This is a genomic window from Lunatimonas lonarensis (genome assembly GCF_000390185.1).
Lineage (GTDB): Bacteria > Bacteroidota > Bacteroidia > Cytophagales > Cyclobacteriaceae > Lunatimonas > Lunatimonas lonarensis.
In genome coordinates this window covers 45,007-66,114 of record NZ_AQHR01000007.1, presented here as the reverse complement: position 1 = coordinate 66,114, position 21,108 = coordinate 45,007, and the positions used below count along the sequence as shown (strand labels likewise).

At 46.9% G+C, this 21,108-nt stretch carries 13 protein-coding genes; 8 read left to right on the top strand and 5 right to left on the bottom strand.

Going from position 1 to position 21,108, the window contains the following annotated elements; translation table 11 throughout:
* Positions 1-391: 391 nt before the first annotated feature.
* From ADIS_RS00810 to ADIS_RS22540, 3 genes are all read left to right on the top strand, one after another.
* A complete protein-coding gene (locus ADIS_RS00810; protein ID WP_202900539.1) occupies positions 392-3,577 on the top strand; it encodes a SusC/RagA family TonB-linked outer membrane protein in 3,186 nt (1,061 codons plus the stop codon).
* 18 nt (positions 3,578-3,595) lie between these two features.
* Positions 3,596-5,077, top strand: coding sequence for a RagB/SusD family nutrient uptake outer membrane protein (locus ADIS_RS00805; RefSeq protein WP_010852331.1), 1,482 nt, complete (start codon positions 3,596-3,598; stop codon positions 5,075-5,077).
* Between the two features lie 124 nt (positions 5,078-5,201).
* Positions 5,202-5,366, top strand: coding sequence for a DUF1328 domain-containing protein (locus tag ADIS_RS22540; protein WP_010852330.1), 165 nt, complete (start codon positions 5,202-5,204; stop codon positions 5,364-5,366).
* Between the two features lie 93 nt (positions 5,367-5,459).
* Here the strand turns inward: ADIS_RS22540 and ADIS_RS00795 are convergent, their stop codons facing one another.
* The 4 genes from ADIS_RS00795 to ADIS_RS00780 are packed head-to-tail and all read right to left on the bottom strand — an operon-like array spanning position 5,460 to position 9,779.
* Complete coding sequence (locus ADIS_RS00795) at positions 5,460-6,494, bottom strand: alpha/beta hydrolase (protein WP_010852328.1); 1,035 nt, start codon at positions 6,492-6,494, stop codon at positions 5,460-5,462.
* 13 nt (positions 6,495-6,507) lie between these two features.
* On the bottom strand, positions 6,508-7,308 hold the full coding sequence (gene proC / locus ADIS_RS00790; RefSeq protein ID WP_010852327.1) for a pyrroline-5-carboxylate reductase: 801 nt from the start codon (positions 7,306-7,308) through the stop codon (positions 6,508-6,510).
* A gap of 56 nt (positions 7,309-7,364) precedes the next feature.
* Positions 7,365-8,999, bottom strand: a complete 1,635-nt coding sequence (locus ADIS_RS00785) for a M1 family metallopeptidase (protein ID WP_010852326.1) — start codon at positions 8,997-8,999, stop codon at positions 7,365-7,367.
* A gap of 18 nt (positions 9,000-9,017) precedes the next feature.
* The gene (locus ADIS_RS00780) at positions 9,018-9,779 is read right to left on the bottom strand and encodes a creatininase family protein (RefSeq protein ID WP_010852325.1); all 762 of its coding nucleotides are present in this window, start codon (positions 9,777-9,779) and stop codon (positions 9,018-9,020) included.
* A 178-nt stretch (positions 9,780-9,957) separates the two neighbouring features.
* Here ADIS_RS00780 and ADIS_RS00775 point away from each other — a divergent pair, with 178 nt between their 5' ends.
* Entirely contained in the window at positions 9,958-10,806 is an 849-nt protein-coding gene (locus ADIS_RS00775; protein WP_010852324.1) for a sugar phosphate isomerase/epimerase family protein, read from the top strand.
* A 413-nt stretch (positions 10,807-11,219) separates the two neighbouring features.
* On the top strand, positions 11,220-12,416 hold the full coding sequence (gene nagA / locus ADIS_RS00770; RefSeq protein ID WP_035804176.1) for an N-acetylglucosamine-6-phosphate deacetylase: 1,197 nt from the start codon (positions 11,220-11,222) through the stop codon (positions 12,414-12,416).
* Here the strand turns inward: nagA and ADIS_RS00765 are convergent.
* Positions 12,409-13,410, bottom strand: a complete 1,002-nt coding sequence (locus tag ADIS_RS00765) for a Gfo/Idh/MocA family protein (protein ID WP_010852321.1) — start codon at positions 13,408-13,410, stop codon at positions 12,409-12,411. The genes nagA and ADIS_RS00765 overlap by 8 nt on opposite strands.
* Before the next feature lie 413 nt (positions 13,411-13,823).
* Here ADIS_RS00765 and ADIS_RS00760 point away from each other — a divergent pair, with 413 nt between their 5' ends.
* From ADIS_RS00760 to ADIS_RS00750, 3 genes are all read left to right on the top strand, one after another.
* On the top strand, positions 13,824-15,221 hold the full coding sequence (locus ADIS_RS00760) for a Gfo/Idh/MocA family protein (protein WP_035804159.1): 1,398 nt from the start codon (positions 13,824-13,826) through the stop codon (positions 15,219-15,221).
* Between the two features lie 538 nt (positions 15,222-15,759).
* Positions 15,760-19,089, top strand: coding sequence for a SusC/RagA family TonB-linked outer membrane protein (locus ADIS_RS00755; RefSeq protein WP_010852319.1), 3,330 nt, complete (start codon positions 15,760-15,762; stop codon positions 19,087-19,089).
* Between the two features lie 19 nt (positions 19,090-19,108).
* Entirely contained in the window at positions 19,109-20,902 is a 1,794-nt protein-coding gene (locus tag ADIS_RS00750; RefSeq protein ID WP_051113236.1) for a RagB/SusD family nutrient uptake outer membrane protein, read from the top strand.
* Positions 20,903-21,108: the final 206 nt, after the last annotated feature.

The window sequence follows — 21,108 nt, the reverse complement described above, 5'->3', positions numbered from 1 at the left end:
GAGAGGACAGATAGGGAACTAATCCCTATCTTCCTACTCGATTGCTTGTGTAAAAAACCAAACCTGAAAAAAAAAATAGAATCAGGAGCCTTTCCTTTTTTGAATTTATATTCTAACTTCGAAACGATAATACTTAAACACGTCTATGGTATATATAAATGGTAGGTGAATTATAGTATTGAATTATTGCATTAAAATATAGATAAAAACGACAATTTATTTCGCATAAAAATTTAATTTAATGGTAGCTCAAAATAAAAAATGGTGAAACGTGGGAATAAGTTAGGTTATCCAGATGGGTTCATTCTGCCTATGCATTCCCGTACCATGAGAATAGGAAATCAAAAAAGTTGATCTGATAAATTAATACAAACCGTAAACCCAATTAAGTATGAAAAAAGTGCTACAGCACCTTTCAAGTAAAGGTGGTAGGAAATGGTGTATGAGTGCCGTTTTCCTAGGGTCTCTCGGGGCGGGTTCTTTTGCGTTTGGAAACAATGCGCTGGAGGTACCCGCCTTTTCTGTTGTTGACCATGTTTCGTTAACAGCGGCGGAGGCTAGGCTCAATGAGCTGTTTAAAGATGTCTCGGGTACCGTGAAGGATGCCAATGGGGATCCGATGCCCGGTGTCAGCGTGTTGGTTCAAGGTACTACTACGGGTACAGTGACCGATTTGGATGGTAAGTTTTCCATCAATGTACCTGATGGAGGTACGCTTGTCTTCTCATTTATAGGGTACGAAAGTCAGGTAGTGGCCGTAGGGGACCGTACTGTGGTTGACGTAACCATGCGGGAAGATGCCACCGCACTGGATGAGGTCGTAGTCATTGGTTACGGTACGGTAAAGAAATCTGACTTAACAGGATCTGTGGGCTCTGTTCGGGGCGATAAATTGATTGACCGTTCCCAGCCGAACGCGGTAAAATCCCTTCAGGGCCGGATTGCCGGTGTGGAGGTGTTGAACAATCAGAATTCACCCGGTGCGTCCGCCAGGATCCGAATCCGGGGTATTAATTCCATTAACTCTGGTGTAAACCCACTGTTTGTAATCGATGGGATCATTGGTGCAGACTTAAATATGATCAACCCTTCCGATATCGAGTCAGTCGAGGTTTTGAAAGATGCTTCCTCTGCCGCTATCTACGGTGCAAGGGGTGCAAATGGGGTCATCCTGGTAACCACCAAACGTGGTGAGAAAAATCAAAGTCAGGTGCTTTATGACAACTTTGTTTCTGTTTCCACTAGGGCAAGTACCGTACCCCGTTTGAATGCACAGGAATTTATGGACGTGTATAACCGTGCCTTCGACAACGCGCAGAAATACGATCCCTCTGGATATGCACAGGGGCGTTATGTCCGGGCCAATCCTCTGGATTTTCCCGATCTGTTCGACTCCAACGGACGACCATTGTATGATACTGATTGGGAGGACGAAGTGTATGGCACGGCGTGGGCCCAAAACCACAACCTGGCCTTCAGGGGTGGTACGAACACGACTTCATACAACGTTTCACTTGGATATACGAATGAGGACGGGATCATGATGAATTCCGGATTTGAACGGTTTACCGGTAAGATCGCGCTGGATTCAGAGGTAAAGCCCTGGCTGACCATTGGCGGTAGTATTCTCGGTACCAAAAGTACCCGACGGGTAGTAGATGATGCCAACGGTGCGCTAAACGTCGCAAGGATGGTCGCAGAGGCATTACCATTTTTACCTGTCCGCTATCCCGATGGACGTTGGGGTGCAAATGCCGACTGGCCGGGCACCGAGGGTGCTGAGAACCCGGTCCGAATCGCCCAAAACCGCTTTACGGACGTGAACCTGAACCAAATGTACGCGGATATGTACATGAACTTCAAGATTACCAAAGATCTGGAGTTTAAAGCCACTTTCAGTACCATCTTTGACAGCCAGAAAAACAACTTCTACAGCTCCAGGGATTTACGTCTGCTCTCCTTCGATCAGCGAGGAATAGCGACCGTCTCTACCAATCAGCGTTTGTATTGGCAGAACGAAAACTTTGTGAACTGGAACAAGTCCATAGGGACCAGACATCGTATAAACGGTATGTTCGGGTTTAGCTGGCTGAAGGATAGTTTTGAAAACCTTAGTGTGCGAAGCGAAGGGTTTATTGATGACTTCTTCCAGTGGAGAAATATTCGCGCCGGGAATATCATTCCCATTGGCGGTATAAATGGTAACGTAGGTGCTTTTGCGTTGAATTCCTACTTTACCCGATGGAATTATAGTCTGGACAACAAATACCTATTTACCGTCACCGGCCGATATGATGGATCGTCCCGATTTGGAGGTAATAATCAATTTGCCTTCTTCCCCTCCGTTGGGGTGGCTTGGAGAGCATCAGAGGAAGGATTTATGAAGGGAGTCGATGCAATCAACAACCTGAAAATTCGGGCGAGTGCAGGATCTACAGGAAACCAAGAGATCGGTAACTTCAACTCGTTGCAGTTTTTGGGAACCTTCAACGTGTTAAAAGCCGCAGGCAACGAAATAGGAATCTCCCAGACCTCTTTTGGTAACCCAGACTTGCAGTGGGAGTCCACCGACCAGGTAGACCTCGGTTTTGAACTTGGCTTGTTCAATAGCCGCATTATGGTAGAAGGTGATGTGTACTACAAGCGTACGAAAAACTTGCTTCTCAATGCACCTCTTCCCTGGTCCACTGGTTTTGCCTCGGTGTTGCAGAATATAGGTTCGGTAGAAAACAAGGGTATTGAGCTTACCATCAATACCGTAAATATAGAGAAGGGAGATTTTACTTGGAATACTGATCTGAACTGGTCGACTAATAGAAACACCATTCTTCAGCTGGGTGCAAACAATGCAGATATATTTCCGGGCCCTTGGTTTCTTGGTCAGACAAACATTCTCCGTGTAGGTGAGCAAATTGGTTCCATTTGGGGAAGGGTACGGCTAGGTACCTGGAATTTGGACGAAGCGGATGAAGCGGCGCGTTATGGGCTTTTGCCGGGAGATATTCGCTGGCAGGACTTGGACAATAATGGCGTGATCAATGCGAATGATTCGAAAATCATAGGAAGAATGTATCCTAAGTGGGTGGGAAATATCACCAATACATTCGCCTATCGCAACTTTGACCTATCCTTTGAATTCAGGGTGGTATATGGACAGGATGTGATCAATGCGACCAAACACTCTGTAGAAGATAGGCAGACGCTTGCCAACAGCTATCGAACCGTTTTGGATGCTTGGACTCCCGAAAACCAAAATTCAATGATTGCTGAGGTAAGGGCCTGGGGTACTCCCTACCTGACAAACATGGATACCCATTGGGTGGAAGACGGATCTTTTGTTAGACTTCAAAACCTGATGTTTGGCTACACCATCCCTGCGCCAATACTTACCAAGTACAATATATCCCGTGCGAGGCTGTTTTTAAGCGGTCAAAACCTGCTGCTTTTCACAAAATATACCGGATACGACCCAGAGGTGAATACGTTTGAGGGCGCAGGTCAATTGCCCCAAGGCTTGGACTTTTTCCCCTTTGCCAGACCAAGAACCTTCAGTGCTGGTTTAAATATAGCCTTTTAACTGTAAATGGACATTATCATGAAAAGATCGATCAAATATATAGCTGCAATCTTCGCTTCTTTCAGTCTATGGGCTTGTAACGGATTTCTTCAGGAAGACCCGGCGACCCTAACCACGCAGGCTGAATTATCAAGTCCCGAAGCTGCCCGCGCTTTGGCAACCAGTATCTATGCCAACGTGAACGTCGTAGCCACCGGATCAGGTGGATGGGGCGGAAATACCCTTTCGCTATTGGAATTCATGACGGGCAAAGCCGATGGTGTGGCCCAGACCGAAGCGTTTCGGTTTAACCAACTGACTTATGATTCCCAGTCGTTTTACATTGACACCTATTGGCTCCAGTTGTATCAGGGAATCCTACGTTGCAATGTGGCCATCGAGCAGCTGCCCCGCTACACGGCATTATCCCAGCAACAACTGAATGACTATCTTGCTGAAGCCCGTACCATGCGAGCGTTTTATTACTTTTACCTGGTTCGCATGTATGGAGATGTACCTAAACTAACAGAGCCGGTAAGAACTTTGGCGGACGTGAATACACCTAGGTCTCCGGCTAAAGAGGTATATGACGAAATCATTATCCCGGATTTGCTTTTCGCAGAATCCTCAAGTCTTGCGTGGAGAAGGCCAAATGGTGAAGTATCCAAAGGATTTATCAAAGCACTGTTGGCTGATGTATACCTGACCTACGCAGGTCATCCGATCAGCGGTGGGCAGACAGCGTATGTTGAATCTGCCAGGAGATCTAAGGAAATAGTGGATTTAAAAGGTTCTACCTTTGACCTTTTTCCTGAGTACACGGATATGATCCTTCCAGCGAATAAAAATAGCCGTGAATTTATCTTTCAGGTTCAATTCGATAAAATCAATCGGAATAACCCCCTGACTCCGGTGGCACTCCCTACCTTTGCGGGTATCTCGGTCTATTCAAACGAGTTTGGTGGACTTGTTCCCCGATTTGAGTTTTTGGATAGCTTTGATCCAAATGATAAGCGCATTAAGGAAAAGCAGTTTTTCATTTCCGAATTTAATGGCAGACAGCTGGGAGGCAGGTTTATCTACAAGTGGTTTGACCATGTAGCGGTTACCCAAGATGCCCGTTCCGAGCTGAACTTCACCATCTATCGGTTGGCTGATGTGATGTTGATGTACGCAGAGGCTTCCAACCGCGCTGAAGGAGCTCCAAACGCATTGGCCGTGCAGTGCGTGAACGAAATCCGGGAAAGGGCGGAGCTGGCACCGATTTCGGCTATGGGAGTAAATGCTTTCGAAGAGGAAGTGTGGAATCAGCGCTACTTCGAGCTGTGCTTTGAGGGTAAGCTGTGGTTTGATATGCTGAGAACCAGGAAAGTACGAAACGATATAACGAAAGCCTACGACGATTTCGTAGGGCATAGGAATGTATTTAATGCAACCTTTGCAGAAAGACAACTGAGATTCCCGATTCCGCTCCGGGAAATCGATGTAAACGCAGCCCTCACCCAGAACCCAGGGTTCTGATTTAATTCAGAGGGAATCAATGAAAAAATAAAAACCGTTCATGGCATCCATGAACGGTTTTTTTAATGACAAGTTGGAATGGTGTTTGTAACTGGATAGCTATACTAACCAAACGTTTTACACTATGATAACTTGGATAATTGTTTTTCTCGTTCTTTCGTTGATTGCCGCCGTTTTGGGATTTTCCGGATTGGCATCAGGGTTGGCCTCACTGGCTAAAGTCATCTTCTACCTGCTTTTGGTATTGTTGATAATAAGCTTCTTTATAGGGCTCGCATCGGGGTTTTGACGAAGGTTATACCTTCGATTAAGCATTTTAAGCCCATAGGCATTCCCATGTTGCAAAAACACGAGGGGGATTTTCTACGGGCTTTTTTAGGCCTTATTCAACTGCAATAGCATCCATCATTTCCATTTTTTGGGGAACTTTTACCACATCTTCCAGAAAACGAATGGATTCAGTCAGCACATTTTCCCATTCACCGGAGGTAATGCTGGAGCCTATCACATGATCGGCGGCATCTGGGAAGGCCATCTTTCGCCTTTGGTTTTCAGGGGTTGAGACCTGATCGAACATCGCCAACATGGCCGGAACCGACACGACGTTGTCCTGGTTTTCTTCATCTTTGTAATAATACGCCAGAAACAATGGTTGGGTGACTTTTGCAAACCGATCTGTCTGCATGGTACTTCGAAGCATTATGGCAAGACTGGTATACGCATTGATATGGTACCTATTTGCCCAGTACTTCGCTTTATCTCCCTCTCTGGGCACTTCCTGAACACCCTCTTTGTTTGTCATGGTTGCTTTCATCAGCTGCTTCATCCAGGGTTGAAAGAGGGGATCCAGTTTGTTTCCGTATTCTACTATGCACGGAGAAAAAAGCAGGAGCGCATGGATATCAGGCTGTTCCGAGGCTAGAATAAGGGATAGAGCGCCCCCCATGCTCGTTCCAATGACAATTACCCGATCACCAAGTTGAGAGGCGATAGCATAAGCCTCCCGTACTCCCGCTACCAGTTTCTCCGGAGTCAAGTATTCGAATGCATTTGGGCGATCAATTCCATGTTCAGGTAGTCGGGCCAAAAACAGGTTGGCCCCAAAATGCGCCGCAAGTAGTTGGTGCACCGGGTCGCCCTCCATTTGGCTGGCCCCAAATCCGTGTACATAGAGCACACTGAAGGGTGTCTTGGTTTTGTTGTCCGGATTGGCCCAAACAATGCGTGCTTCGTTGTTTGGCTTTAATCCAATGACCGAGTCCTCACCAGCTTTTATATAGCTTTCCAAGGCGTTTAGGTCACTGGGTACCGAAGGGTAGGGCCCATCCAAGGACCGTATGCTTTCTTTTGGGCCGACCATGTAGGCGATGGCAATCAAAACAGCCAAAGCCAGCAAAAATCTGAGGAGTCTCTTCATCTGTTTGTGTTCCTTATTTTTCGATCAACCGGTAGGATGCCAATACGCCACGAACCATGGCGGCACTGAAGCCATGGTGCTCCATTTCGTTCAGTCCCTCGATCGTGCAGCCCTTCGGGGTCGTTACCTTGTCGATGGCAGCCTCCGGGTGTAGCCCTTTTCGCTGGATCAACTCAGCAGCGCCTATTACCGTCTGCGTAACGATCTTATTGGCCGTTTTCGCATCAAACCCGATTTGTATTCCTCCTTGGGTCATCGCGCGCATAAAGCGCAAAACAAAGGCGATACCGCTTGCCCCTAACACGGTTGCCGCTTCCATCAAATGCTCTTCAATGGTGATGCAGATACCGATCGAGCTAAACACCTGTTTGACCAAACCTTCGGTAGTTTCGTTGAAATTCTCTCCGCATAGACAGGTGACAGACGCCTGAATGTCTGCGGCAATGTTGGGCATGACCCTAAATACCGTGGATCCCTCGTTCAGATGGGAACGCATAAACTCCAGGGTGATGCCGGTAGCTAGGGACACAATGATTTGTCGGTCTTTGTTAAGCACAGGTCGTATCTCCTTGAGGACTGTGGCTACATTGTAGGGTTTCACTCCCAGAACTACCATATCGGCATCTTTGGCTGCTTGTTTATTGTCGGCAAGTACGGTAATGCCTTGGGATTGGAGGTAGAACAGGCTCTCAGGATGCCTTTTGGTCACCACAAGGTTTTTGCCGGTAAGCTCCGGCCTGTCCAGAAGGCCGTTGACAATGGATAGACCGAGGTTTCCGCAACCGATAATAGCTATTTTATAGTTTTCGTTCATAAAGAGGGCGGCCTCATAGGCCGATTTTTCAGGACTGATACTATGGGAAAATTGGTTTAATTGCCTTTTTCTTCAAAGATATAGACGTTTCGATCTATCTCGAAAGGTTCGCGCGGGTCAAGCTGCCCTGTTTGCTGCCAGGTGTTTAATACATGCAGCACATGGGTTTCACCGTTTTGCGTAATGCCTACCGGCATATAGAAGTTGGCCACGGTTTGGCTCCATCGGTACGCAAACTTGCCGTTTTCCTCCTTCCATTCCAAGGTAGGAATGTCCGCTGTTCGTAGGTATTGGTCAAAGAAGGGGCCAAGCGGTAAGCCTGTCTGCCGAGTCAGAAACTGTTCCACTTCTTGGGTAGTGGTCGTGGTATGATAGAACTCCCGGTTCATACGACGAAGGATTTGGCGCCATTTTTCATCGTCATTGATCCAGGTGCGCAGCGTGTGCAGGATATTGGCCCCCTTGAAGTACATATCGCCAGATCCGCGCTGATTGAGATTATATACACCGATGATAGGTTTGTCGTTCCGTATCACCTGACGTGCACCCACGATGTAGTCGCTGCCGGCCTGCTTTCCGTAATGATAGTCGATGAAAAGTCCTTCGCTGTAGGTCGTAAAGCTCTCGTGAATCCACATATCGGCGATGTCCTTGTAGGTGATGTTGTTGGCAAACCACTCATGGCCTGCTTCGTGTATGATGATGTAGTCAAAGGTCAGCCCCCAGCCGGTTTTGCTGAAATCGCTTCCCAGATAGCCTTTTTGGTACTTGTTGCCATAGGTGACGGCACTCTGATGCTCCATGCCCAGGTAGGGAACTTCTATCAGCTTAAACCCATCTTCATAGAAAGGATAGGGGCCAAACCAATATTCGAAGGCCCGCATCATCTTGGGAGCATCCCGGAAATGAACCTTGGCGGTTTCCAGGTTTTCCTTCAATACATAATAGTCCAGGGTCAGTGGGCCCTTTTCCCCGAGGTAAATTTCACCAAAGTAGGCGTAATCTCCTATGCTGATGTTGACGCCATAGTTATTGATGGGATTATCTACATACCACTGAAAGGTACGGGTATTGTCGGCGTGCTCAATGGTATTTCGTAACCTTCCATTTGAAATATTCATCAATGGCTTGGGGACGCGCACGCTGATCTGCATGCTGTCCGGTTCGTCGTACATATGATCCTTGCAAGGCCACCATAAACTCGCCCCGTCTCCCTGATTTGAGTTGGCGATGAACGGGTTGCCCTTGCTATCAGTCGACCAAGTAATCCCCCCATCCCACGGGGGATTGGTGCTTGTTTTGGGTTGACCGCCGTACGTTACCTCTATAGAATTCAGTTCACCGACCTGTTGTTTCCGGTCTAGCCGTACAAAATAGACGTTGCCTTCGCGCCGATACGTCAATTTTTTGCCATCCTGTAAAAATGATTGGGCCTGCATAGGTTCCTGCAAGTCAATTTGGATCACTTGGCGTGGCTCCAGTACGGTATAATAGATGGTGTTCTTTCCGCCAATGGTGCGCCTTTCGGGATCCACTTGAATATCCAAGTCGTAAAATACCAGGTCCCACCAGGCACGTTCAGGTGTGATGGACCCCCGCAATGTATCCTGCCGCGTGTATTCCTGTGCAAACAGGCCAAAGGGGGAAAGGATGATCCAAAGGAGTAGGAGATAGGTGTTTTTCCGATTCATGGTGTAGCGTTGGTATTATTATTCGTAGCGGTTGTTGATGTCTAGGCGGGAAATTTCGATAAACAGCTCTGCGACTTTTTGACTAACGTCCTGCAAAAATCGCCTTCCTTTTTCCGCATTTGCCAACTTGGGGTTCCCTATTCCTGTGTCTTCTGAAACGAGCGACCATTTTCGTTCAGACCAGGCCCAGCCCTCCCGGATGCCGGATACTTTGGATTTCTTTTCTCGGCCCTCGCCAGCCTCTTCCAACGGAAGGACCAGTTTCGGATGCAGGTATTGGATCAAGCTGGTTTCCATTTCATCCGCGTGGTCTCCCATTTCCTCAAAGTAAAGGGGTTTGTCCATGGCCTGAAACCAATTACAGGTGCAGAAAAACATGTCAGGATACAGCAGTCCAATTTCCCGAAGCATGACTTTGAAATCATTTCCACCATGGCTGTTTAATATCAACAGCTTCGGAATACCCTGCCTGTGGAGTACAGCTACGATGTCTTTCAAAATAGCCAATTGGGTGCTCGGATTCAGGTTGATGTCTAGGTAAATATCTGCCTGACCCGTGTTTACACCAAAAGGAATTGTGGGCAATATCATGACCTTTTCACCCGCTTGCCAGGCAATCTTACCGGCCGCAGCCCCAATGGCGTCGGCTTCAAACACGTCCGTGCCGTAGGGTAGGTGGTAATTGTGGGCTTCCGTAGCACCCCAGGGCAAGACGGCCAAGGAAATCGCCTCGTCTTTCAGTGCTTTCCAGTTTGTTTCAGCCAAGATGTAGGGTCTCATCGTACGTTTTAATAGATTAAGGTTTCAAAAAAACTGCTCTGCCGATGTAAAGAAAACACAATTTTTGGTGAAAAACCATCCAACATTTCTAAGAAGCGTCTATCTTGCGAATCAGTGGAAAGGTACCTTACGTATTTTCCTGATTTAGTTCAACGATAATAAACCAAAAATACACATTATGTCAAACCATACTACCCGTAGGAAATTTATGAAAAAGGGGCTGATGGGTGTGGTTGCGGGTACCGCAATCGCCACGTCTTCCCCTTATGCATCGGCAGCTCCCTCAGCAAAGGAGGATCCTTTCCATCTTGGGTTTGCCGGGTATACCTTTGTTCATTTCAATCTGGAGGAGACGTTGGAAATGATCAAGAAATTGGAGGTAAACTTCCTTTGCATCAAGGATTTCCATTTGCCCCTAGATGCTAATGCCGAAACTATCAAAGCATTTCATGCCCAATTGGCCGCTTCCAATGTGACCGGATACGCGGTAGGCCCCATATACTGCCGCACGCGTGAGGAAATGGACAGGGCCTTTGAGTATGCCAAGCGGGTAGGGGTGGATCTGATTGTCGGTATACCACTGCACGAAGATCTAGCTTATTTAGATCAGAAGGTAAAGCAATACAACATCCGTTTTGCGATCCATAACCATGGACCGGAAGATAAGCTTTATCCAAACGCCACCGTGACGGTGAACCTCATCAAGGATTTGGACACGCGGATCGGGCTTTGTTTTGATATGGGCCACAACATTCGCGACGGCCACGATCCAATTGCAGATCTAAAAAAATACAAGGATCGGATTTTTGATATCCATTTGAAAAACGTCACGGCAGCCGCTGCGGAAGGTAAGACCTGTGAACTCGGACGGGGAGTGATTGATATTCCGGCCTTCGTCAAGATGCTGCGAAAGGTGAAATACAACGGCAAAGTCAGTTTGGAGTATGAAAAGGACATGAAAACGCCCCTACAAGGGATTTCGGAATCCGTCGGATATTACCGGGGCGTGGTAGATGCCTTGGGATAAGGTATGAAATTAGCGCTTGTCTATAGCTGTCGAAGTAACGGATTGGCGGTTCATATGCTCTATCATCTTTGCTGCGTAATCCCAAAAGAGTAGCGACTCAAAAACAAGACAAGTTGTCCCTAACCCCAAAAACAAAAACCCCTTGGAAACATTCCCAGGGGTTTTTAATTGATTAGTAGATTAATTCCAACAATAAAGGAAGACAACGTAATTGCTGGAACCCAAATGTATGTTTTTTCCAAGTAAAACCAATCCTTTTTGAAGTGATTTTCTTTCCCTGACGCTAAAATCCCTTCTTGAGGGGAAATGGACTGCCATCGACGACTGGACAGGAACGGTTGGGATTAGATAATTTCAGTACTTTTGTGGGCGGCGAACTGATTTCTAACCTAAAATTCAGGAAATATATCCCAATGGAATTTCAGATCATAAATGGGAGGATCATCACTCCTTTCGAAATAATCCCGAGTGCCAGCTTACTGGTGAAGGACGGAAAAGTTGCCAGCATTGACCGGCATAGCAGGCCCTTGGAGAATATCAGGCAAATCGACGCCAAGGGTAGGTATGTGTCCCCTGGTTTTGTGGACATACATGTACATGGAGGAGGCGGGTTTGATTTTATGGATGGTGAGGTTGAGGGTTTTTTGAAGATTGCTGAGTTGCATGCAGCTTATGGAACTACTTCGATGGTGCCCACCACACTTACCAGCGATCAATCCCATTTGTTTCATACGTTGGATACCTATGAGATGGCACTTCGAGAAAACCGGAATGGGGCTTCTTTTTTGGGGCTGCATTTGGAGGGACCTTATTTTGCCATGAACCAACGGGGTGCCCAAGACCCGCGTTTCATCAGAGATCCGAATCCAAAAGAGTACGAGCCCATCTTGGAGCGCTCGCATTTAATCAACCGTTGGAGTGCTGCCCCTGAACGGGCCGGAGCCCTGCAATTTGGCAAGAGGCTTAGGGAGTGTGGGGTGCTTGCGGCCATTGCCCATTCAGATGCGGTGTATGAAGAAGTGGTTGCTGCGGTAGAGCATGGCTACTCTCTTTCCACCCATTTGTACTCAGGAATGTCGGGAGTTACCCGCAGGAATGCCTTTCGTTTTGCCGGGGTGATAGAAAGTTCGCTCTTGTTGGACGAGCTGGATGTAGAAGTAATCGGCGATGGGGTGCACCTACCCGCACCGTTTTTGAAGCTAATTTACAAAGTGAAAGGGCCCGATAAGATAGCCTTGATTACGGACGCGATGCGCGCCGCCGGTACCGAAGCTACAGAGAGCGTTTTGGGGCCTAAGGAAAACGGATTGAAGGTAATTGTCGAGGACGGTGTTGCCAAGCTGCCAGATAGAAGCTCCTTCGCAGGCAGCGTGGCCACTTGCGACCGACTTGTTAGAACCCTATGCAAAGAAGCTGACCTACCGCTTGTACAGGTAATCCGAATGATGTGTACCACACCAGCGAGGATTTCGGGAGTGTCGGATCGAAAGGGGACGATCACGGTTGGGAAAGACGCGGATATCGTGATTTTTGACGACGATATCCGCGTTGCACACACTTTTGTGGAGGGGAGGCATGTATTTTCCTCCAGTGAACATAAAATCAGGTAAGGTTGATCCAGCGTTCCTCCTTGGCTGCCTGAAAGATTGCTTCCAGGATCCGCGTGTTTTGATAAGCGGATTCAAGACTCACCGGTACGGGAAGATCCTGCTGGATAGCCCGGGAAAACTCTACCGCTTGTTCGGTATACTGGTCACTGACCGGCAGCTGTATGATCTCTACCTTGTGCCCTACGATGTCTCCATGATGTAGATGAAGTTCATTGGCCTGATCGATGGGCGCATTGAAAGGGATGCGTACTTCCAGTGCTTTTTTCTCCCCGTAAAAAAACATTCGCTGGTAGGGAACCAACTGGGTACTTATCGTAAAGGTCATCTGGACCGATGGATATTGCATAATCACGGAACCAACGCGGTCGGTTCCAAACTCCGGATCAACGTCCAGCAATGCGGCGAGACGTGTAGGTTCCTCCCCCAGAACGTACCGAGACGTGAACACAGGATAGCATCCGATATCCCAAACACCTCCACCACCGTTCTCGGCGATATTTCGAATGTTGTCCCTTTGTCGGTTGTAATAACTAAAGAATCCCTGCACAGCTCGAAGTGTCCCCAGTTCGCCACTTTGGACGATGGATTTGGCTTTTTTCCATTGGGGGTTAGAGGCTACCATAAATGCTTCGCCTGCCTTGACGCCGTGTTTATCCCTCGCATGGATCAGTGTCTGTACCTCATCGGCATGGAGGGCAAGGGGTTTCTCGCAGAGGACGTGTTTGCCGGCTTGGATACACTGAAGCGAGTAGGAAACGTGGAGGTCGTTGGGCAGGGGATTGTAGATGGCATCAATGTCGGGATCCTGTATCAGCTCTTCGTAGGAACCGTAGTACTTGGCTATACCTAGATTCTCAGCTGTCGTTTTAGACTTGTCGAAACTTCTGGAGGCAATAGCAGTGATCTCAAAGCCTTCTTTACCCTGCATGGCGGGGATTACCTTCTCGCGGGCAATCTTGGCGGCACCTAGAACGCCCCATCTGATTTTATCCATTCCTGTTGTTTTTTGGTTATAGATTACCGGATCCGGAAATTGAACTCGTTGGATCCCGATGACATTTGATTACCAAGTTAGTTTTTTCGGTTCGTAATCCGGGACATTGAAGGAAAAATTATCCAAAATCATTATAAATAAGCACTAGGGGCCCTTAAGTAAGGCCTTTCACTTTGCCAAATAAAAATACTTCCTTATTGGTTGTATATTTTGTAAATTGAAATATTAAACTGTATTTTTCTTAATTTCGATTATATATTTTGATAAAATGCGATCTAATTTCTCTGTCGAGTGTAGGTCTAGACTATTTTATTATTGACAAAAACCGAATTTCTGCCTATTATGCAATCGTTTGCACAGATTTGCTGGCCGACTTGTATTTTATGATTACACCAATTAATAAGAAACCAAATATGGATAATAACTTGTCTCGAAGATCCTTTCTTCATTCAGTGAGCATGCTGGCAGCAGGTACCGCGCTTGCGGTTCCTTTTACAGGCTTTGGCATGAACAGAAAAATGCGTGTGGTGCTCGTAGGTACCGGGGTACGCGGTATTTCCTTTTGGGGAAAGCGCCTTGTAGAACAGTACGGAGATTCATTGGAATTTGTAGGGCTTAGCGATATCAACCCAGGCAGGTTGGCATTTGCGAAACAGTATATGGGGGTTTCCTGTCCCACTTTTGTCAACTTTGACGAGATGCTTACCAAAACCAAGCCGGATCTGGTAATCGTTACGACCAAAGACTCTACCCACCACGAGTTTATCATCAAAGGCTTGGAGTTCGGGTGTGATGTGTTGACAGAAAAACCCCTTACTACCGATGAAAACAAGTGTCAGCAAATCCTAGATGCGGAAAGGAAATCAAGTAAAAACCTGATTGTGGGTTTCAATTATCGTTGGAGCCCCTACATCACGAAAATAAAGGAGTTGCTTCACAACAACGAAGTTGGTGAGATTACATCCGTTGATTTTCATTGGTATTTGAATATACACCACGGTGCTTCCTACTTTCGCAGGTGGCACGGCGTGACGGAAAACGGCGGTTCCCTTTGGGTTCACAAGGCTACCCACCACTTTGATCTGTTGAACTGGTGGCTGGACTCGGATCCGGAAGAGGTGTTTGCTTACGGGGCTTTGGAACACTACGGTAGCAACGGCCCTTTCCGTGGAAAGAGTTGTAGATCCTGTGCGCATAAATCAAAGTGCCAATATTACTGGGATGTGACGAAGAGTCAGCATGACATGAACCTCTACGTGAAAAACGAGCATCACGATGGGTATACCCGCGACGGGTGCGTTTACCGAAACGAGATCGATATCCACGATAAGATGTCGGCGCAGATCAAGTATGCCAATAAGGTGGTTGTAAATTACTCGTTAACAACCTACAGTCCCTACGAGGGTTGGAAGGTGTCCTTCAACGGGCATAAGGGGAGAATCGACGCTTGGTTGGATATTCCCTTCATGAGCAAAGACAACCTGGATCAGGAGGCCTTGCATTCTGCTGAAATGAACCAAAACCTGGATGACATGAATCAGGAACCGTTGGTTGTCCATAAGAATTTTGACAAGCCGCAATTTATCAACGTGGTAAGTGAGCGCGGTGGCCACGGGGGCGGAGACCGCAGGCTACACGATAAGATATTTAAAAACCCCGATGCGGAGGATCCCTACAAGCATGCGGCCGGTATTCGGGATGGCGTGATGTCGGTATTGGTTGGTGTGGCAGCCAGACGAAGTATAGAGCGAGGTGCGCCTGTAAAAATCGCCACGCTTACTGACTTGAAACCCTCAGCGGACAGAACCTAATACTAGCTTTAAAGCTGCCTTAAAACCCCTTTTTCCCTAATAAACGGAGAAGGGGTTTCTTTTTTTATCGTTACATGTAGATTCGAAATTTTATGTCTGATGAAACCTTCTACGGCCACGATTTAGGAATGAACAATCTTAAATTGCACTTGAAACGATTAAAAACGTCTATTTGGGTGTTATGGTTCTTATATTTGGTATAATCGGCTTCATACTATTTTAAGCGGTTTTTTGAAAAAAAAACCCGAACTGTTTTTGGTTTATAAAATTTGTCATAAATTTCCCACTGAAAAAAGAATTAGCAATATTACCCATAACAGAAAAATAACATTTTTTAAATCACCTATTTGATTGAATACAAGTTGTTTTTTAAAAAGCTAGGAGGTTTTTCTTTTTTGTGATGGGTACTTTGCTAAAGGTTAGTTTAACTCTAAACCCATTTACGTATGACAGATGTCGACCGAACTCCTAATTTGAAGCGATCCAGCTTCTTTTATTACCTCAATTCCTATAATAACTTAAACAACAATCAAATTCTATGAAAACAGGTTTACCAAACCGCTTTCTGTCGAGGCTTCTCTCGGCGGGAATGATGGTGGGTACGGTTTTTCTGGCAACAGATCTACTTGCCCAACAACAAGTTTCCCTGGATGCGAATCTGGAGAAACTTAATTTGAACAGGCCGCTCGTCGCCTCGGCGAAGAAAACGGACGAGATCCTAAAGGTGAAAGCCTTTGATGTGACCGTGACAGGTACCGTACGTGACCAAAACGGAGAACCCATCCCAGGCGCGACGGTTTCTGTGCCGGGAACTAATTTAGGTACTGCGACCGATATGGATGGCAAGTACTCCATTACCGTACCTGAGGGAGTCAATTTGGTGTTCTCATTTATCGGGTTTGAAAGCCAAACCATCTCCTTGGGAAACCAGCGGATCCTTGATGTCACCTTGGTAGAGGCTACTTCCTCCCTGCAAGAAGTCGTGGTGGTAGGTTACGGTACCCAGCAGAAGGTTAACTTGACCGGTGCGGTAGGTGTGGCTACCTCTGAGCGATTGCAGAACCGTCCCATCGCAAACGTGGCTGAAGGTCTTCAGGGTGTAATTCCCAACCTGAACATCGCTCCCCGGAACGGTGACCCGTCACAAAGCCCAGCCTTTAACGTGCGCGGATTCCAATCCATCAACGGAGGATCTCCCCTGATCTTGGTGGATAACGTTCCTATGGAACTAAACCGTATCAACCCCAACGACATTGAAAGTGTATCTGTGTTGAAGGATGCTGCCGCAGCGGCTGTATACGGTGCACGTGCTGCATTCGGCGTGATCTTGGTTACCACAAAAAGTGGTAAAGCGGGTAAAGTATCCGTCAGCTTGAACAGTCAGTTTTCCCTGGCCAAGCCTATTTTCAACATGGATCCCATCAACGATCCCCATGAATTTGTATTGGCTCGAAACTTGGCTTTTGAAAGAACCAATGGCAGGCCCCAGTTTGATCAAGATATGATCGACGGAACCCTTCGCTGGAGAAACAACCCCATACCGGAAAACGAATGGGGCGTGGTAAATGGAACGCTGCGCTTTTATGGGTTCAATAACTACCAGGAAGATATCATGATCAATCTGGCACCCACCCAACAGCATGATTTGTCCATTTCCGGAGGGTCTGAGAACTCCAACTACTTTGTGTCCTTCGGGCACCTGAATAAGGATGGATACCTTTCGGTAAATAACGAAAATTTCAAGCGTTACAACGTGTTGATGAAAGGTGAATTCAAAGTAAACAAATGGTTGACGCTGGAGGAGAAGGTGGTGATAAACTCCCAGCGAAGTGACAAGCCTTACTTTTATAACTGGGACGTAAATATCAACTCCCTGGCGCGTGTAAACCCTATTATGCCCATTCAGTTTCCCGACCTTCCCCATTACTTAACGCCAGGAGACAGGGAGATCTATGAGCCGTTTATAGGTATGTATTTTGGTGGTACGAACTTCTGGCCTTACCTAAAAGACGGAGGTAGGTCTACTTGGACTAACAATGACATTTGGATGACCCAGGGAGCTGTTTTGAATCCTGTCAAAGGCCTCAAAATCCAAGGTAACTTCTCCTATAATTTTGTCCATAGAGCCGAACAAAACGTGGCAAGTAAAATAGAGATTGTGTCACCAAACCTGACAAACCCGGCAGGAATGATAAGTAATGGGTTTAGCGGTAACGATTTCATCGACGAGCGTAACAACTTTAATCAGTACTACGTAATCAACGCCTTTGCCGATTACGAGTTTTCCCTGCCTGAAAAGCATAACCTAAATGCCATGGTTGGTTTCAATCAAGAGTGGGGACAGAACAAATTCGTACGCGCGCAAAACAACACCCTGATCACGCCCTTGGTCCAGGATTTGAATGCGACCATCGGTATGCAGCAGACCTTCGGTGCCCAAAACCACAATGCACTTAGGGGTGCTTTCTACCGGGTTAATTATATTTTTGATGAAAGATTCTTGCTTGAAACCAACGCCCGTTACGATGGCACTTCCCGTTTTCCCAAAGACAGCCGTTTTGGTTTCTTTCCTTCGGTTTCAGCCGGTTGGAGGATTTCCAACGAGAGCTTTATGGCGGGGACCAGTACTTGGCTGGATGAGTTGAAAGTAAGGGCATCCTACGGTGAGTTGGGTAATCAGCTGTTGGGCAACCAGTTCTATCCCTATATTCCTACCATGGGTATAGGCCAATCAGCCTTTATGATGAACGGTGCCGCTCGTACACCTTTTGTATCTCCTGCTGGATTGGTTAGCCCAACCCTAACTTGGGAAACGGTGATTTCCAGAAACGTAGGATTGGACTTTACTATGCTTGGCGGGAAGATCGATGCATCCTTGGACGTTTTCCAACGTGATACCAAGGATATGTTGATGCGCTCCACCTATCCGTCCCTACTTGGAACCGCGGCTCCACAGGCGAATGCAGCTGATTCCAGAACTACAGGATGGGAATTGGCTCTGACCTGGAAGGATCGCTTGAAAAATGACTTGAGCTACGATGTTACCCTTGCGCTTTCCGATTGGACAGCTACGATTACGAAGTTTGATAATCCAAACGGTGCCATTCCCGCAGGAACTGCCGCAGGAGGTAATATCATTGCAGAGGGAGGTAACGCACAATATTACGTAGGTCAGAAAATCGGCGAGATATGGGGCTATGAGACGGTAGGTATCTTCCAAACCGCGGACGAAGTTGCTTCTGCGCCCAATCAATCTGCGTTAGGTGCAAACTGGAGACCCGGCGATATTCGCTATGCGGATTTGGACGGAGATGGACGGATCACGCCAGGAAACGCGACTCTTGCCAATCCAGGCGACCGCAGAGTAATTGGGAATAATACGCCACGTTTAAGCTTCGGTATCAACAACAATTTGGCGTGGAAAAACTTCACCTTCAATGCCTTCTTTCAAGGGATTTGGAGAAGAGATCACTGGCCAACCTCCGGTAACTGGACTTGGTTCTTCCCTTTCAATGCGGGACACGTAGAATGGTACTTCATCAATGATTCGTGGTCAGAAGACAATCGGGACGCTTACTTCGCACATCCCCACATATCTACCAATGATAAGAAGAATATTCTGCCTCAGACTCGATTCCTGCAGAACGCCGGGTACATCCGCTTGAAAAACCTTTCACTAGGATATGATATTCCTTACAACATCACTAGGTCAATCGGTATGCAGCAGGCAAATGTGTACTTTGCCGGGATGAACCTGTGGGAGTATTCTCCAATACGTAGGCCATTGGATCCGGAAGCGATTTATGCGGGAGCCATCGAGTACCCTATGCAACGCATTTATACGCTGGGTGTTAGGATAACGTTCTAATCAATTAATGAAGATACAGATGAATAAGCAACTATATAAATTTAGGTTCTTGCTGGTTTCCCTGCTTATGCTGGGTGCCTGTAACGATGACTTTCTGGAGAGGTATCCTCTTGATCAGATAAGTAACGAAACCTTCTGGAACACAGCCAATGATTTGGCCACCTATAACAATGTGTTTTATCACATGTCTCAGGATGATGTTAACATTCCGATTATGCTGGGGCATCATCAGGGATTTGATAGTCAAGTTGCCTCATACCTTATGTTGGATGGATTTGCAGATAATTTGGCTCCAGATCATGAACGTCATGCGCCATTTCAAATGGTTCGGGCTGGTAGGCAAATCGTTCCCACGTCATCCGGTGGGATAGCCAATCAATGGTACGGTTTCAGGGGTTGGAACTTCGTACGAGCGGTTAATATTGGGTTGGCTAATTATGGCCGGGCAAATATTCCGGATAATATCCGAAATCGTTACGTAGGTGAGGCACGTTTGTTCCGAGGGTGGTTTTACCACCACATCGTCAAAATGTTTGGTGATGCGCCTTATGTGGATAGGGAGTTGAACATTGACTCAGAGGAGCTTTTCGCAGCAAGAACTCCTAGAGTACAGGTTATGGATAAGGTGTTGGAGGATTTGAACTTCGCCACTACCCACCTTCCCAATAACTGGGGAGATGGCAATAATCCCGGTCGACTAAACCGTTGGGCAGCTTTGGCGATTAAGTCACGCATTTGCCTATTTGAGGGTACTTGGAGGAAATACCATGGACTGCCCAACGCCGATACCTGGCTGACCGAAGCGGCCAATGCGGCTAAGGCATTAATGGACAATGGACCTTACAGTATCTATACTACCGGAAACCCAGAACGTGACTACAATTCATTTCATCGCCAACTGGCGGATCTGACCGGGAACCCGGAAGTAATTCAGTGGAGGCGTTATGTACTTGGTATCCGTACCAATCACGTACAGGATTATTATTCTTACACAGGAGGGGCCACCCGTGACTTAGTCGAAGATTATCTTTGTACGGATGGATTGCCCATTACACTCTCCAATTTATACCAAGGGGACGATGTATTTGAGAACGTATTCGTAAATCGGGATCCTCGGCTAAGGCAAACGATCTTGCATCCAGCTGATGCAGCGTTTTACAAATACCACAATGCCGATGGTTTGCCCTATCCAAGGCTTGCAGGTCAGCCCGGAGGTAGGACTTCTTCTACTGGGTATCATGTGATCAAGCATTACAACGCGGACGATATGATCGGTAAGGCCTTTGATACGGGAGAATTTCCTGCTTTGATCCTTCGCTTTGGAGAAGTGCTCTTGAATTACGCAGAAGCTAAAGCTGAACTGGGTACCATTACACAGGCAGACTTGGATGCCAGTATCAACAAGCTTCGAGACAGGGTAGGCATGCCACACCTTACGCTAAATCCTCCCATGGATCCCCGCTATGCCAACGACGGAGTTTCTTCCTTGATCGTGGAGATTCGTAGAGAGCGTCGTATCGAGTTGATGGGCGAGGGTTTCCGCTACGACGATATCCGACGCTGGAAGCAGGGCAGGAAGTTGCTGAAAAAGGATATGGGTATCCAATGGAACGCAGCTGCGCAAGCTCGTTTCCCCAACGCTATCATTAGAACAAGTGTAGATCCATCTAATGGAAAGACCTACATCGACGTCTACAGAAATACAGACTGGGATAATCCGGTGTTTGATGAAAGCAAAGATTATTTATGGCCAATACCTCTAAGCGATTTGGCACAGAACCCCAGTCTGGGTCAGAATCCGGGCTGGAACTAATTCCGGGATATCATAATTGAATTCTTACCTGCTGATGAAGGTTCGAATGGCTTGGCTGTTCAGAAACCGGCATCAGCAGGTTTTTTTATGAGCGGTGAATGTTTTTCGTCGATATTTCTGATATTTCACACGGAGTGTTTTACTGTAAAAATCACCTTACCCCATTATAACCTGGTCATGATTTCATTCAGTCCTTTAAGACTATA